The organism is Synechococcus sp. CBW1108, assembly GCF_015840335.1.
GTDB lineage: Bacteria > Cyanobacteriota > Cyanobacteriia > PCC-6307 > Cyanobiaceae > Cyanobium_A.
The window spans coordinates 253,366-268,387 of the sequence record NZ_CP060395.1; the positions used below are offsets into that span (position 1 = coordinate 253,366).

16 protein-coding genes are annotated in these 15,022 nt (G+C 67.3%); 9 read left to right on the forward strand and 7 right to left on the reverse strand.

Features of this window, described 5'->3' with window-relative positions:
- The first annotated feature begins 12 nt into the window (after positions 1-12).
- Positions 13-372 (forward strand): DUF760 domain-containing protein, encoded by a 360-nt coding sequence (locus H8F27_RS01330; RefSeq protein ID WP_197150587.1) that lies wholly within the window; start codon positions 13-15, stop codon positions 370-372.
- Here H8F27_RS01330 and H8F27_RS01335 read toward each other — a convergent pair.
- Genes H8F27_RS01335 through H8F27_RS18110 form a run of 5 tightly spaced genes read right to left on the reverse strand, consistent with a single transcriptional unit; the run spans position 369 to position 5,484 of the window.
- Positions 369-1,547 (reverse strand): DUF4336 domain-containing protein, encoded by a 1,179-nt coding sequence (locus H8F27_RS01335; protein ID WP_197150590.1) that lies wholly within the window; start codon positions 1,545-1,547, stop codon positions 369-371. The genes H8F27_RS01330 and H8F27_RS01335 overlap by 4 nt on opposite strands.
- A 2-nt stretch (positions 1,548-1,549) precedes the next feature.
- Positions 1,550-2,389 (reverse strand): metal ABC transporter permease, encoded by an 840-nt coding sequence (locus H8F27_RS01340; protein ID WP_197150592.1) that lies wholly within the window; start codon positions 2,387-2,389, stop codon positions 1,550-1,552.
- Positions 2,386-3,147, reverse strand: a complete 762-nt coding sequence (locus H8F27_RS01345; protein WP_197150595.1) for a metal ABC transporter ATP-binding protein — start codon at positions 3,145-3,147, stop codon at positions 2,386-2,388. The genes H8F27_RS01340 and H8F27_RS01345 overlap by 4 nt, the downstream gene beginning before the upstream one ends.
- A complete protein-coding gene (locus tag H8F27_RS01350; protein WP_370594452.1) occupies positions 3,147-4,088 on the reverse strand; it encodes a metal ABC transporter substrate-binding protein in 942 nt (313 codons plus the stop codon). Before H8F27_RS01350 ends, H8F27_RS01345 begins: the two co-directional genes overlap by 1 nt.
- A 49-nt stretch (positions 4,089-4,137) precedes the next feature.
- The gene (locus H8F27_RS18110; protein WP_304623217.1) at positions 4,138-5,484 is read right to left on the reverse strand and encodes a YcjF family protein; all 1,347 of its coding nucleotides are present in this window, start codon (positions 5,482-5,484) and stop codon (positions 4,138-4,140) included.
- Between the two features lie 93 nt (positions 5,485-5,577).
- On the opposite strand from H8F27_RS18110, the gene H8F27_RS01360 reads away from it, so the two are divergent.
- From H8F27_RS01360 to trpS, 4 genes are read left to right on the forward strand one after another with little or no spacing between them, the layout of a single operon-like run.
- Positions 5,578-6,495, forward strand: coding sequence for a cation diffusion facilitator family transporter (locus H8F27_RS01360; RefSeq protein WP_231596441.1), 918 nt, complete (start codon positions 5,578-5,580; stop codon positions 6,493-6,495).
- The gene (locus tag H8F27_RS01365; RefSeq protein WP_197150601.1) at positions 6,488-7,000 is read left to right on the forward strand and encodes a hypothetical protein; all 513 of its coding nucleotides are present in this window, start codon (positions 6,488-6,490) and stop codon (positions 6,998-7,000) included. Before H8F27_RS01360 ends, H8F27_RS01365 begins: the two co-directional genes overlap by 8 nt.
- Positions 6,991-7,539, forward strand: a complete 549-nt coding sequence (locus H8F27_RS17395) for a hypothetical protein (protein ID WP_370594453.1) — start codon at positions 6,991-6,993, stop codon at positions 7,537-7,539. Before H8F27_RS01365 ends, H8F27_RS17395 begins: the two co-directional genes overlap by 10 nt.
- 5 nt (positions 7,540-7,544) lie before the next feature.
- Positions 7,545-8,573, forward strand: coding sequence for a tryptophan--tRNA ligase (trpS, locus tag H8F27_RS01375; protein WP_197150603.1), 1,029 nt, complete (start codon positions 7,545-7,547; stop codon positions 8,571-8,573).
- 27 nt (positions 8,574-8,600) lie between these two features.
- Here trpS and H8F27_RS01380 read toward each other — a convergent pair whose 3' ends face one another.
- Positions 8,601-9,047, reverse strand: coding sequence for a TM2 domain-containing protein (locus H8F27_RS01380; protein ID WP_197150605.1), 447 nt, complete (start codon positions 9,045-9,047; stop codon positions 8,601-8,603).
- A gap of 4 nt (positions 9,048-9,051) precedes the next feature.
- A complete protein-coding gene (locus tag H8F27_RS01385; RefSeq protein WP_197150607.1) occupies positions 9,052-9,435 on the reverse strand; it encodes a DUF2605 domain-containing protein in 384 nt (127 codons plus the stop codon).
- Between the two features lie 149 nt (positions 9,436-9,584).
- Here H8F27_RS01385 and thrS point away from each other — a divergent pair, with 149 nt between their 5' ends.
- The 4 genes from thrS to H8F27_RS01405 all read left to right on the forward strand — a co-directional run bounded on the left by thrS (position 9,585) and on the right by H8F27_RS01405 (position 15,021).
- Positions 9,585-11,294 (forward strand): threonine--tRNA ligase, encoded by a 1,710-nt coding sequence (gene thrS, locus H8F27_RS01390; RefSeq protein WP_231596616.1) that lies wholly within the window; start codon positions 9,585-9,587, stop codon positions 11,292-11,294.
- The gene (locus H8F27_RS01395) at positions 11,291-12,283 is read left to right on the forward strand and encodes a glucokinase (protein WP_197150611.1); all 993 of its coding nucleotides are present in this window, start codon (positions 11,291-11,293) and stop codon (positions 12,281-12,283) included. The genes thrS and H8F27_RS01395 overlap by 4 nt, the downstream gene beginning before the upstream one ends.
- Positions 12,284-12,310: 27 nt before the next feature.
- Positions 12,311-13,321 carry a homoserine kinase gene (thrB, locus tag H8F27_RS01400; RefSeq protein WP_197150614.1) on the forward strand — a complete coding sequence of 337 codons (1,011 nt, stop codon included), beginning with the start codon at positions 12,311-12,313 and terminating at the stop codon, positions 13,319-13,321.
- Between the two features lie 107 nt (positions 13,322-13,428).
- Positions 13,429-15,021, forward strand: coding sequence for an NAD(P)H-quinone oxidoreductase subunit 4 (locus tag H8F27_RS01405; RefSeq protein WP_197150616.1), 1,593 nt, complete (start codon positions 13,429-13,431; stop codon positions 15,019-15,021).
- The last annotated feature ends 1 nt before the right edge of the window (position 15,022 follow it).

Consider the following 15,022-nt stretch of genomic DNA (forward strand, 5'->3'; position numbering starts at 1 on the left):
CGCGCACCGGCGATGTTCAACCCGGAGTTCCTGACCACCGACAACGAGGCGATCAGCGGTAACTCGCTGATCCAGTACCTCCAGGAACAATCGCCGGACGTGCTGCAGCGCGTGGCCCGTTCCGCCAGTGGTGACATCCAGGACATCATCCGCCACAACGTGCAGGGGTTGCTGGGCATGCTGCCCGGCGAACAATTTGAGGTGAAGATCCAAACCAGCCGGGACAACCTGGCCGGCCTGCTCGCCTCGGCGATGATGACCGGTTACTTCCTGCGCCAGATGGAACAGCGGATGGAGCTGGATACCAGCCTGCTGGGCTGTGGCGATCTGGATACGGAACTGGACGCCGATCCCGGCGAACTCAGGTCTTAGGCCGTAGGCCGCTCCTGAGCCGCAACGGCAGGCCTCGCCGGCACCACGCCCCAGCGCACTAGGGCCCGATCGATGCCCGCCAGGTATGCCCAGCTACCGCCATCGGGTGCCCAGGGCCGCCCTTCCAGCTCTGCCGCCAGCTCCAGCAGCTGCTCCGCTCTGCAGGCCAGCGGCGCTTCGTAGTGGGCCGGCACCAGCCAGCGCAGCTGCGGTTCCCGAGCCAGGCAGCGAATCCAGGCCAGCAGGGCGGACTGGCAACGGGGAAACACCAGCCGCTCCAGCACCGGAGCAACCTGCAGAGTCGGCTGCTCGCCCGGCACCAGTCGGTGGAATTCGGCCTGCCAGCCTGGCTGCCAGCGGAAGGGGTAGAGGCCGAAGTAGGCCCCTGGGCTGCGCAGCCCAGGGGCCAGCAGCCCGCCCAGCAGCTCTCGCCAGCCAGCAACATCCAGCGGAGCGGGCCGCAGGTAGGAGGCAAACAGCACCAGCCGCTGCCAGCCGCGACGGCGTTGGTCCGGCGTATCGGTGAGCGGCTCCTCGCCCCGCTCCCGGGCGTGGAAGAGCAGGGGGGTGGGGTCGGCGCCAAACAGCTCCGGCGGCTCGGCGCCGATCGCCACCAGGGCATCGGTGACCAGCAGGCAGCCACTGGTCCGGTGCAGGCAGGCCACCTCCATGAAGGTGCCCAGGCCCAGATCCAGGGGGCCCAGGGGTATCCAAGCGAGTTCGTCGCTGTGGGGCAGGCCCTGCTCAAACAGCACCCGAGTGCGGCCGGCCGGGAAGCCAAGCCAGCTCAGGGGCAGGGGCAGGGGAAAACTCCACTGCCGGGGCGTCACCCACACCTGGGCCTGCGGAAAGGCCCGGGCCATGGCCGGCACCGGCAATTTGTGTTCCAGGCCTGAGCTGGTGGGCAGCACGATGGTGCGCACCTGGCCGTGCTGACGCTCCAGCTCGGCCAGGGCGGCCCGAACCTCCCCGGTGGGGGGCACCGGGGCGTAGAGCAACAGCCCGGCTTGCAGCCGCAGCACCGTCATCCGGATCGGCACGGCCACATAGAACACCCCCTGCAGCTGCTCCAGGCTCCAGACCTGGCCTGGAATCAGCTCGCGCACCAGGGTGCGGCGACGACCGTAGGGATAGAGCGGCAACAGGGGCCACCAGGCCCAGAACTGGTCGGACACGCCTAGGGAGCCTGGGGGCCGGAACCCCTCAGGATGCCGTAACGGGGGGCCAGCAAAAAGGCCAGCAGAAACAGACCTGTCTGCACCAGGACGACGCAGCCGGCGGTGGAACTATCGGTCCAATAGCTGATGTAAACCCCAAGCAAGCTGGAGAGGATGCTGCTGCCGATGGCGAGCAGGGTCATGCGATCGAAGCGATCGGTGAGCAGGTAGGCCGTAGCTCCCGGGGTGACCAGCATCGCCACCACCAGGATCACCCCCACGGTCTGCAACCCAGCCACGGCCGCCAGGGAAAGCACCGACAGCAGGGTGTAGTGCAGCAGGCCGGTATTGATGCCGATCGAGCGGGCATGGGTGGGATCGAAACAGAACAGCAGCAGATCCCGCCGCAGCACCAGCAGCACGGCCACCACCAGAGCCGAAATCAGCAGGGTCTGCCAAATGTCGGCCAGGGAGATACCCAGCACATTGCCAAAAAGGATGTGGGTGAGATCGATATTGCTGCGCACCTTGGACACCAGAACAAGGCCAAGGGCAAAGAAACCGGTGAAAACCAGCCCGATCACCGTGTCCTCTTTTATTCGCGACTTCTGCTTGACGAAGCCGATCAATGCCACCGATCCCACCCCGAAGATAAACGCCCCTAGGGAGAACGGCAGCCCCAGGGAGTAAGCAAGAACCACCCCAGGCATTACCGCATGGGAGACGGCATCGCCCATCAGGGCCCAGCCTTTAAGGGTCATGTAGCAGGAGAGCAGACCGCAGCAGCCGCCAACCAGGGCACTGACCAGTAGGGCCCGCACCATGAAGGCGTGACTGAGGGGCTCCAACAACCAGTTCATGGGCCCGTTTCCCCACACCTGGCGGTCGCCCCCACCAGCAGATCCGCTGGCAGACCGCCAAAGGTAAGGGCCAGATTTTCGGGGGTGAATACCTTGGCGGTCTCGCCGAAGGCGAGCACGGTCTTGTTGATCAAAACGACCAGATCACAAAAATCGCGCACGTGCTCTAGGTCGTGAGTTGAGATCAGGATCGTGCTTCCCTCCTGGCGCAACTGGAGAAGCAGCCCGGCCATCAGCTTCTCGGTGCGGACGTCCACGCCGTTGAAGGGTTCGTCTAGCAAAAGCACAGAGGCTCCCTGGGCGATAGCGCGGGCCAGAAAAGCCCGCTTGCGCTGCCCGCCGGAGAGGGAGCCGATTGGCCGGTCGCGCAGATCGAGCAGCTCAACCCTCTCCAGGGCTTCCCGCACTGCCAGCCGATCCGCGGAACGGGGCAGGCGCAGCAGGTTCATCGCACCGTATCGACCCATCATCACCACCTCCCAGACCGAGATGGGAAAACTGCAGTCGATACCCTCGTTCTGGGGCACGTAGGCCACCGCCTGGTGCCGCTGGGCCTGGGCAACGCTCTGGCCATTGATGAGGACGCGGCCCCTAGAGGGGCGCACAAAGCCAGTAAGGCATTTGAATAAAGTGGACTTGCCTGCGCCGTTCATACCTACGAGGCCGCAGATGCAACCGGCGGGCAGCCGCAGCGAAGCATCGAATAGGGCCACGATGCCGTTGTAGTCGACGTAGAGGTGGTCGGCTTCGATGCGCATCAGCGGCCAGCTGCGCTGGGTCCAAGACCCTTGACGATCAGATCGACGTTGTGACGCTGCAGCTTCAGCAAGGTGGGAGCGGGGCCAGAAGCATCCGAGAGCGAGTCCACGTAGAAGGTACCGCCGAAGCGGGCACCAGCTGCTCGGGCAACCTCTCGCTGGGCATTGGCATTCACCGTGCTCTCACAGAACACAGTGGGCACCCGACGCCGGCGCACCGTCTCGATCAGACGGGCCATGCGTCGGGGAGTGACCTGACTCTCCGCATTCACCGGCCAGAGATAGGCCTCCTCAAGCCCGTAGTCGTGGGCCAGATAGGAGAAGGCACCCTCACAGCTGACCAGGAGGCGCTGGGCGGGCGGAACCCTTGCCAGGGCGGTCCGGAGGTCCGCATCCAGCTGACCCAGCTGGCGCTTGTAGGCCTCGCCATTGGCCCGAAAGGTCGCAGCTCCGGCGGGATCGAGGGCTGAGAAGGCCTGTACCAGCCGGTTCACGTAATGCTGGGCGCGTTGGGGGGACATCCAGGCGTGGGGATTGGGCTTGCCGGCATAGGCATCGCCCTCAATCAAAAGGGGCCTCATTCCCTCACTGAGGGTGACCTCGGCTCGATTGTCAGCGGATTGGATGAAGCGATCGGCCCAGCGCTCCAGCCCCAGCCCGTTCCTGACGATGAGGTCTGCCCCTTGGGCGGCCTCCAGGTCACTAGGGCTGGGTTCGTAGCCGTGGATTTCAGCCCCCAGCCGGGTGATCGAACGCACCTGCAAGCGTTCCCCGGCCACATTACGGGCCATATCGGCCAGCACGGTGAAGGTGGTGAGAACAAGGGGGCGTGCGTCGCTGGGGTTAGCAAGGGGGCTGGCACGTGGGGGCGAGGGCTGTCTACAGCCAACCAGCAGACCGGCCAGCAGAGCGACCAGCAGACCTTGGAACCCTGCGGGCAACGCGGCACAGCCACTCGGGGGAGTCTTATGGGGGTTCTGGGTAAGGGCCTTAAGCACCGATAGCAGCCACCCCATCCCCAGCCTGAGCGCCCAGCCACTGGCGCCCCTGGTCGAGGAAGGCAGACCAATCCAGCTTCTCGGCCTCCGCGGCCCTGGCCACCAGCAGGGGGGCCTGGCGCTTGATCGCCTCGAGATCCGGTTCCGGCACCCCCACCGAGAGGGCCAGCATGTCGGCCATGGCAGCGGCCACCACCCGGGTGAGGTAGGCGGCGCTGAGGGCCTGCAGCGCACTGCCCACCAGCCAGGTGGCCCCATGCCATTTCACCAGGGCGGCCAGGGCCTGGCTGCTCCACTCCACCACCCCCAGCGCCAGGGAGGCCCTGGCGAGCTCCGCGGCGGCGGCCTGGAGCTGCTCCAGGTTCCAGGGGCAATCCCAGAGCCGGGCCATCTCCTTGAGCATCAGCCCATTGGCCGCCGCGAGCACCAGCAGGTCGAGGCTGGGCAGGGGGGCAGCCACCACACCGGCGGCCACCAGCCACTGGGTGCGGCGCTGCAGGGGCAGGAAATGCTGACGTCGCAGGCGCTCAAGATCCCCCTGCCAGCTTGCGTGCAGCTGCTCGAGCCGACGCAGCTGGCGGGCCTGGCGCAGGCCTGGGGCCCCGCTGGCCAGCTGGGCGGCCAGGGGCGCCAGGCTGACGGCCAGGGCCTCGGGCTCCCCGTTCCAGAACAGCAGTTGCTGGGCAAGCCCTGGCCCCAGCTGGGAGCGCACTTCCAGGGCCAGGGCCTCAAGGGCCGGTCCCGCCTGGCTGGTTTGGACCAGCAACCAGGCGGGCTGGCCGGCAGGCAGGGCCTCCAGCCAGCGCAGGTCAGCGGCCGAAAGGGGCGTGCGCAGGTGGTGCAGCAGGCCATCGCAGGCCTCAAATGGCTCTGGCCAGCGCCAGGCGGCACTCCAGGCCGGCAGGGGGTGAGCCCAGTGCAGTAGCAGGGGCTCAGAGCCCCGCAGCGCCTCCACCAGCACCGGCTGGAGCTCCGCTGGCGGGGGGCTGGTGCCCACCAGGGCCAGCAGCAGCCCGCCACGCCCGAGCTCGGCACGCAGCCCGGCCAATTGCTCGGCACGCTGGGGGGCGGGCTCCTCCTCAAGCCGGCCGAACTGGGTCTGCAGCTGCTCCAACCGCTCCAGCCAGCCGGCCACATCGGTGTCCCGGGCTGCCGGAGTCCGGCGGGGCCGGCGCAGCCACCAGGCTCCCCCCAGCAGAACCGCCAGGCTGAAACCGGGGGAGAGGGGCAGGTGGCTGAGCCGCAGCAGGGCATCTGTAGCAAGCCAACCCCCCAGGGCCGCTGCCGCGGCCGGAAGCCAGGGCCGCAGGGGGGCCGGGATGGACTGACGCAGGCTCAACGGCTCAGGCTGGGCTAGAGCATCTTTAGCTCAACTCATGGCGCTGCGCCGGCGCTAATACCTTCTAGCTTGATGTTCAGTTGGGGGCGTGCCTTGCCAGCGCCGGGGCTGAACGACAACCGCCTCCAGGTGAAGCGGGTGCTGTTGGTGGCCCTGGCCGTCAACATCAGCATGACCCTGCTGAAGTTGGTGCTGGGCTTGCTCACCGGATCCCTGGCGGTGCTTGCCGATGCCATGCACAGCGCCACCGACGGGTTTTCGAGCCTGCTGGGCCTGCTGACCAACGGGTTGTCCGATCCCGAACCGGACCGGGACCACCCCTACGGTCACCACAAATACGAGGCCATCGGGGCCCTGGCGATCGCCGCCTTCATCCTTTTCACGGCCTTTGAAATCCTGCAGACGGCCGTCGATCGACTACTTGCCGGGCTCCAACCCCTGCGGCTCGAGGGCCAGGAGTTGTGGCTGCTGCTAATGGTGCTGGGCTTCAACATCCTGCTGGCCAGCTACGAGCGCTCCGAGGGCAGTCGGCTGGGCAGCCAACTGCTCAAGGCCGATGCAGCCCACACCAGCAGCGACGTCTGGACCACCGCCGTGGTGCTGGTTGGGCTCTCCGCTGCGGTGTGGCTGAAGCTGCCCTGGCTGGATGTGGCCCTGGCCATCCCCCTGTGCCTGTTGCTGGTGAGGGTGTGTTGGACCGTGCTGCGCACCAATCTGCCGCTGCTGGTCGATCAGATCGCCATTGCCCCTGAGGCGATTCACCAGGTGGCCATGGACGTGCCGGGGGTGCTCAACTGCCACGACATCGCCAGTCGGGGGGTGCTGGGCCAACAGGTGTTCATCGACATGCACATGGTGGTGGATGCCAACGACCTGCCCACCGCCCATCGGATCACCGAGCTGGTGGAGGAACACCTGGAGGCCAGATTCGGCCGGGTGCGCTGCACTATCCACCTCGAACCGCGGGAATATGCCAGCGCTGCGATCACCTTCAAGGGGACCCATGGCTGAGCTGCTGGACGGTCTGACAAGCCGGCAACGCAGCCAGATCCGGGCCTGGGCCGCGGAACTGGAGGCCGCACCGAGCTGGTGCGGCAGCTTGCCGGTGGCCGTGTTGGAGCGCTGCTGGCTGCGGCTACGGCGGGTACCCGTGGAGCAACTGGCGACGCTTCTGCCGCCAGATGCCAGTGGCGAGGCACCCGAGCTGGTGCGCTATCGGGGCTGGATCGCAGCCGGCCAGCCGGCCTGGTCGGCCCAGTTGCGCTGCTGGCAGGAATTCGGCCAACCGGCCTGCCAGCAGGCCCTGCGGCACTTCTGGAGCCAGCAGGAGTGGGGCAACCACGGCTGGACCCTGGCCGCCTATCTGCAGTGGCTTGCCACCTATCGGCATCAGTTTGAAGCTGGTGCCAGCCGCGCCCTGCCCCTGATTGTGCTGGCCCGGCCAGGCCAGGCAGGGGGCCATAAACTCCACTGGCTTACCCCCCTGGGCCAGCCGATGCGGCACACTTGCCCCTGATTGCAATGGCTGCGGCGATGGCCGATGACACCCCACCTAGCCAACCCCGCACCGATCGGGGTGGCCGTTCCGGCGGCAACAGACCGGCGGGCAACCGGGAGCCGGGCGGATTCCGGATCCGTCTGAGCGACAACGAAATGCGGGCCGCCCAGGCCATCCAGGAAAGTTTTGGCCTGCGCTCCACCGTGGCCGCCCTGGGCTTTGCGATTCGCACCGTTGCCCAACTGCTCGAGGAGGGCCAGCTCGAAGGGCTGGTCGCCCAGCAGCGGGCCCAGGGGGACCGCCCCCAAGGGGAGAGGTCCCAGGGGGAGAGGCGCTCCGGGGCCGGCGATGGCCGGCCAAGCCGCCAGGAGCGCGCGCCCCGCATCGACCCCTTCGCCAGGCCCAGTAAGCCCGCGCCCCCCATTCCTGAGCCAGAGGCTTCCAGCCCTGAACCAGAGGCTCCCAGTCCTGAGCAAACAGATGGGGCCCTGCCGGCCGAGGAGATTCCTGGCAGCCCAGAGCCCCAGGAGCCCAGCTCCGAAACCAGCGAGGGCTGAGGCCGATGCCACGGCCAAGGGTTCTCTCCGGGGTCCAGCCCACCGGGGCCTTGCACCTCGGCAACTGGCTGGGGGCTATCCGCAACTGGGTCGCCCTGCAGGAGAGCCACGACACCTACTTCTGCGTGGTGGATCTCCATGCCATCACCGTGCCCCATGAGCCGGCCAGGCTCGCCGAGGACACCCTGCGCACCGCCGCCCTCTACCTGGCCTGTGGCATCGACCCCCAGCGCGCCACGGTTTTTGTCCAGAGCCATGTCAGCGCCCACAGCGAACTGGCCTGGCTGCTGAACTGCGTCACGCCGCTCAACTGGCTCGAGCGCATGATCCAGTTCAAGGAAAAGGCCATCAAGCAGGGCGACCAGGTGTCGGTGGGTCTGCTCGATTACCCGGTGCTGATGGCCGCTGACATTCTTCTCTACGACGCCGACCTGGTGCCGGTGGGTGAAGACCAGAAACAACACCTGGAACTCGCCCGCGACATTGCCCAGCAACGCATCAACGCCCGCTTCGCGCCAAGGGATGGGGCGGGGGAGCCGATCCCCCTGCTCCAGGTGCCCAAACCCCTGATCCTCCAGCAGGGTGCCCGGGTGATGAGCCTCACCGACGGCACGGCCAAAATGAGCAAAAGTGATCCGAATGAGGGCTCCCGGATCAACCTGCTGGATCCGCCCGAACTGATCAGCAAGAAGATCAAGCGCGCCAAAACCGACCCCACCATGGGGCTGGAATTCGGCAACCCGGAGCGGCCGGAAGCCGACAACCTGCTTGGCCTCTACGCCCTGCTGGCCGGCAGGAGCCGGGAGCAGGCGGCCGTGGAATGCGGCTCCATGGGCTGGGGCAGCTTCAAGCCCCTGCTGGCCGACGCGGCCGTCGAAGCCCTGCGGCCAGTGCAGGAGCACTACCTCCACTGGCGCCAGCAGCCCGGAGCGGTTGAAACCGTGCTGCGCGATGGCCAGGCCCGGGCCACTGCGGTGGCAGAGGCAACCCTCGAGCGGGTGCGCCGGGCCCTGGGATTTCTGCCCCCCAGCTGAACGCCCCCGCCGAAGCCGGCCGGCCGCTCATGGTTCCCGGTACACAACCCTGCCCCGTTCGTCATTGCCGACATCGAGCAGCTGGGCGTGGAGCAACCGCTCAATTTCCTGGCGCACCTCGGGGCTCTCGACCCCGGCGGGTAGCTCCAGCTCCAACAGGGCGTCGTTGAGGCTGAAACCCGCCGCGCCACTGCGGCGGGCCAGTTGCACCAACTGCCTTTCCACGGAGAGGCTGGGCTTGAGCGGCAACCAGCTGGCATTGGCCTGGTCGACCAGCTCGGGCATCAACAGCAGATCCACCAGCTGCCCCACAAAGCAGAGGCCGAAGGTCAGCAGCCAGAGGGTGCCACTGAGGGGCTTGCGGTTGTAGAGGCGATGTACCCCGCAAACCCCCACCAGGCCGAGGGCCCAGAGGCCATAGGCCAGGGCCAGATTGCGGCGCTCCGGGGGCGGGAGCCGTCGACTACTGCCCATATGGCTAGGCCCCGGGGCGCCCAGGCCCCTCGTCAGCGGGCGGCTCCGGCAGGGATACGCCACTGAGACGCAAGGAGGCGGAAAGATCCCACACGCTGACCACCAGCTGGTGCCAGGGCGCGAGGGTTTCCATCTCCAGGGCCATCGGGATCGGCGCCGCCTGGCGCAGGCTGGTGGCGGCGCCGAGCTCCTTACGGGCCAGCTCGATCCGGGCGCGTAAGGAGTTCTGCTGCTCCGCCGGCATCACCGCCTCGGGGCAATGGTCAAGCAGCACCAGGCCCCGCTCAAACCAGCTGCTGAAGTCGCCCATCAGGGAAGCCAGCAACTGATCGAGCAGCTCCCCATCTGAGGCCGAGGGGGGAAAGGGGAATGGTGAATCAGATCCCATCTGGCCAGCCTAGGAGCGCTGCGTAGGATTCCAGATCGCCCTGTTGAGCTGCGCGATTCGTGCCCGTGACCACCAGCAGCCCCGAACCAGCAGCGATCACCCTGCCCAAAACCAGCGAGAGCGAGCAGCTGCTGCGCATCCGCCACTCGATGAGCCACGTGATGGCCATGGCGGTGCAGAAGCTGTTTCCCCAGGCCCAGGTGACCATCGGCCCCTGGACCGAGAGCGGCTTCTACTACGACTTCGACAGCCCCGATCCCTTCAGCGAGGCCGATCTCAAGGCGATCAAGAAGGAGATGGTCAAGATCATCAACAAGAAGCTTCCGCTCGAGCGCCTAGAGGTGAGCCGCGCTGAGGCCGAACGGCGGATCCAGGCCATCAACGAGCCCTACAAGCTGGAGATCCTGGCGGGGATCAAAGAGCCGATCAGCCTCTACACCCTGGGGGACCAGTGGTGGGACCTCTGCGCCGGCCCCCACGTGGCCCACACCGGCGAGCTCAACGCCAAGGCCTTCGAGCTCGAAAGCGTGGCCGGTGCCTACTGGCGCGGCGATGAAACCAAGGCCCAGCTGCAGCGCATCTACGGCACCGCCTGGGAAACCCACGAGCAGCTGGCCGAACACCAGCGCCGCAAAGCCGAGGCGAAACGGCGCGACCATCGGCGCCTGGGCACCGATCTGAATCTGTTTTCAATCGAGGATGAAGCCGGCGCCGGGCTGGTCTTCTGGCATCCGCGTGGCGCCCGCATGCGCCTGCTGATCGAAGACTTCTGGCGCCAGGCCCACTTCGATGCCGGCTACGAGCTGCTCTACACCCCCCACGTGGCCGACATCAGCCTCTGGAAGACCTCCGGCCACCTCGACTTCTACGCCGAGAGCATGTTTGGCCCGATGCAGGTGGATGAGCGCCAATACCAGCTCAAGCCGATGAACTGCCCGTTCCACGTGCTCACCTATGCCTCCGCCCTGCGCAGCTACCGGGAGCTGCCGATCCGCTGGGCCGAGCTGGGGACGGTATATCGCTACGAGCGCCCCGGCGTGATGCATGGCCTGATGCGGGTGCGCGGCTTCACCCAGGACGACGCCCACGTGTTCTGCCTGCCGGAGCAGATCACAGCTGAAATCGTGGCCATTCTCGATCTCACCGAACAGATTCTTTCCACCTTCGATTTCCGCAGCTACGAGATCAACCTCTCGACCCGGCCGGCCAAATCGATCGGCGAGGACGCCGTATGGGAACTCGCCACCAACGGCCTGATCGGGGCGCTGGAGCGCAAGGGCTGGGCCTACAAGGTCGACGAGGGAGGCGGCGCCTTCTACGGCCCCAAGATCGACCTCAAGATCGAAGACGCCATCGGCCGGATGTGGCAGTGCTCCACGATCCAGCTCGACTTCAACCTGCCCGAGCGCTTCCAGCTGGAGTATGTGGCGGCCGATGGATCGCGCCGTCAACCGATCATGATCCACCGGGCCATCTTCGGCTCGCTGGAGAGGTTCTTCGGGATCATGACCGAGAACTACGCCGGCGATTTCCCCTTCTGGCTCGCGCCCGAGCAGATCCGCCTGCTGCCGGTGACCGATGAGGTGCGGGGCTATGCCGAGGAGGTGCTGGGCCAGCTGAAGCGAGCCGGCGTGCGGGCCACGCTGGACCAATCCGGCGAGCGCCTGGCCAAATTGATTCGCAACGGCGAGCAGATGAAGATCCCGGTGCTGGCGGTGATCGGCACCACGGAAGCCGAAGGGGGAAGCCTCAGCCTGCGCAGCCGCCGCGAGGGGGATCTGGGCACCATGGCGGTGGCCAAGCTGATCGAAGTCGCCAGCCTGGCCAATGCGGCCCGCTCCGCCGGCCTGCAGCCATGACCGCCATCCTGGCCGGCGATATCGGCGGCACCAAGACCCTGCTGGCCCTCTACCGTCTTGGCCCGGCCGGAGAACTGGAGCTCCAGCGCAGCGAGCGCTACATCTCGGCCGACTGGAGCGGTCTGGAGCCGATGGTGCGCACCTTTCTGGGCGGGGAAGCCCCGCCCCCGGCGGCCGCCTGTCTGGCCGTGGCGGGGCCGGTGGCGGGGGGCCGGGCCCAGCTCACCAACCTCAGCTGGCAACTCGACGAGGTCAGGCTGCAGCTCGAAACTGCCATCCCCCGGGTGGAGCTGGTGAATGATTTCGCCGTGCTGATCCATGGCCTGGCCCATCTGGTCCCGCACCAGCAGGCCCAGATCCGGGCCGGCACTGCCCAGGACCAGGCCCCCCTGCTGGTGCTCGGGGCTGGCACGGGCCTCGGGGTGGCCTATGGGGTGCCCAGCCCGGCCGGCCTGGTGGCCATGGCCAGCGAGGCCGCCCACGGGGAATTCGCCCCCCGCAGCCAGGCCGAATGGGAGCTCAAGCAATGGCTTGGCCGCGAACTGGGGCTGGAGCGGGTGTCGATCGAGCGGGTGGTGAGCGGCACGGGGCTGGGGGATCTGGCTCGCTGGCTGCTGCATTGCCACCATCCCAGCGGGGATCACCCCCTCTGCCACCTGCCCCAGCCCAGCGACCTGCCCGCGGCGGTCGCCTCAGCCGCCAGCCGGGGCGATCGCCTGGCGGCTGAGGCCCTTGGGATCTGGATCAGCTGCTACGGCAGCGTCTGCGGCGATCTGGCCCTGGCTGGCCTGAGCCACGGTGGCATCTGGCTGGCTGGCGGAACGGCCGCCAAACTGCTCGATCAGCTCCGCTCTGCGGGCTTCCTGGCAGCCTTCCTGGCCAAGGGCCGGCTGGCTCCCGTACTGGCCCAGATGCCGATCACCGCCGTGATCGATCCGGAGATCGGCCAGTTCAGCGCGGCCTGCCGGGCTCGCATGCTGGTGGCCTGAGACACTGGGCCGAATCGTAGTGTTCGCATGGCGCGCCCCCGGGTAGGCCAAGGGGTTCTGGTTCATGTACCCGCCACCACCGCCAACGTGGGGCCTGGTTTTGACTGCCTGGGCGCGGCCCTGGAACTGGACAATGTCTTCCAGATGCGCTGCATCGAGGGCGGCAGCGAGCGCTTTGATCTGATCATTGAGGGCAGCGAGGGGGCCCACCTGCGCGGCGGACCCGACAACCTCGTGTACCGCTCGGCCCAACGGGTGTGGAAGGAAGCCGGCGAGGAACCGGTGGCCCTTGAGGCCAGGGTGCGGCTGGCGGTGCCGCCGGCCAGAGGGCTGGGCAGCAGCGCCACCGCGATCGTGGCGGGCCTGATCGGCGCCAATGCGCTGGTGGGGGAGCCCCTCAGCCGCGAGAAGCTGCTGGAGCTGGCCATCGATATCGAAGGCCACCCCGACAACGTGGTGCCCTCCCTTGTGGGGGGGCTCTGCATGACCGCCAAGGCCGCTTCCCACCGCTGGCGGGTGGTGCGCTGCGAGTGGTCGAGCGAGGTGCAGGCGGTTGTGGCCATCCCCGCCATCCGGCTCACCACCAGTGAGGCCCGACGGGCCATGCCCAAGTCCATACCCGTGGGCGATGCGGTGATCAACCTGGGGGCCCTGACCCTGCTGCTGCAGGGCCTGCGCACGGGCAACGGCGACCTGATCACCGATGGCATGCACGACCGACTGCACGAGCCCTACCGCTGGGGCTTGATCCTGGGCGGCCGGGCCGTGCGGGAGGCCGCCATCGCGGCGGGGGCCTGGGGCTGCGTGATCAGCGGGGCGGGCCCCAGCCTGCTGGCCCTCTGCCCCAGGCCGGTGGCCGAGGCCGTTGGCCAGGCAATGGTGCGGGCCTGGCACCAGGCCGGGGTTGAATCCCACGCCCACGCCCTGGCCATCCAGCACCGGGGCAGCAGCTGGGAGAACCTGCCCGACCGGAGCCCGGCCAGCCCGGACGAGCCTGGGGCTGGCCCTAGGCCTGGCCCTGCTCCTCGGCAGCCCTAGGTAGATCTACCTAGCGCCCCCTGGGCGGCTGATACATTGCTCCCGAGACTTGCGGTGCCTGATCCCGGCCCTGCCGAACGTACCCCCAGACCTGCAACCGGGCCGTGATGGACGCCAACTTTGCCCTGCTCGCCGCCTCCAGCGAAGCCAGCTTTCCCTGGCTCAGCCTGATAGTGCTGCTCCCCGCAGCGGTGGCCCTGTTGATGCCCCTGCTGCCAGGCGATGGCAGCGATCCGAAATGGCCCCGCAGCCTGGCCCTCGCCACCCTGGGGGTCGACCTGGCACTGATGCTGGTGTGCTTCAGCCAGCACTTCGACGGGTCGGTCAGCGATCTTCAGCTGGTGGAACGGGTGAGCTGGGTGCCGGCCCTCGGCCTGGAGTGGTCCCTGGCGGCCGATGGGCTCTCGGCGCCGCTGGTGCTGCTTTCCGGGCTGGTGACCCTGCTTTCGGTGGCCGCCAGCTGGAACATCAAGAGCAAAACCCGCCTCTACTTCGCCCTGATGCTCGTGCAGGCCTCGGCCCAGGGGCTCGTTTTTCTCTCCCAAGACTTCCTGCTCTTCTTCCTGGCCTGGGAGTTGGAACTGGTGCCGGTCTACCTGCTGATCGCCATCTGGGGGGGCAAGCAGCGCCAGTACGCCGCCACCAAATTCATCCTCTACACCGCCACCGCCTCCCTGCTTATCCTGCTCAGCGGCCTGGCCCTGGCCTTCTCCGGCGACAGCTTCAGCTTCAACCTCACGGAGCTCTCAACCCGCTCCCCCGGCGGCAGCTTCGGCCTGCTCTGCTATCTCGGTTTCCTGGTGGGCTTTGGCGTCAAGCTGCCCATGTTCCCCCTGCACACCTGGCTGCCCGATGCCCACGGTGAGGCCAATGCGCCTGTGTCGATGCTGCTTGCGGGGGTGCTGCTGAAGATGGGCGGCTATGCCCTGCTGCGCTTCAACGTGCAGATGTTGCCGGAGATCCACCTGCAGCTGGCCCCAGCTTTGGTGGTGCTGGGGATCGTCAACATCGTCTACGGGGCCCTAAATGCCTTTGCCCAAGACAACGTCAAACGGCGAATCGCCTGCAGCTCGGTGAGCCACATGGGCTTCGTGCTGCTTGGCATCGGGGCGATCGATGCCCTCGGCATCAGTGGCGCCATGTTGCAGATGATCAGCCACGGCCTGATCGCCGCGGCCATGTTCTTTGTCACCGGGGTGTTCTACGAGCGCACCGAAACCCTCTCGATCCCAAACATGGGCGGCCTGGCCAAGGCCCTGCCGATCACCTTCGCCTTCTTTCTGGCCAGCTCCCTGGCCTCCTTGGCCCTGCCGGGCATGAGCGGGTTTGTCAGTGAAATCACCGTATTTCTCGGCATCACCGCCAACGACGGCTTCACCATTGGCTTCCGCGTGATCACGATCGTGCTGGCCGCCATCGGCCTGGTGCTGACACCGGTGTATCTGCTCAGTCTCTGCAGGCGGGTGTTCTTCGGGCCCAGGATTCCGGCCCTGGCAGCCATCGGCGACATGCGGCCCAGGGAACTTCTGATCGGCCTCACCCTGCTGGTGCCGACCCTGGCCATCGGCTTCTGGCCGCGCCTGGCGATCGACGTCTACGAAGCAACCACCAATGGCCTGGCGGAGCGGCTCCAGGCCACCGCCCTGCTGGCTACAACCCTGCAGACCATCTCCCTGCAGACCGCAGCCCAGATCGGCTGAA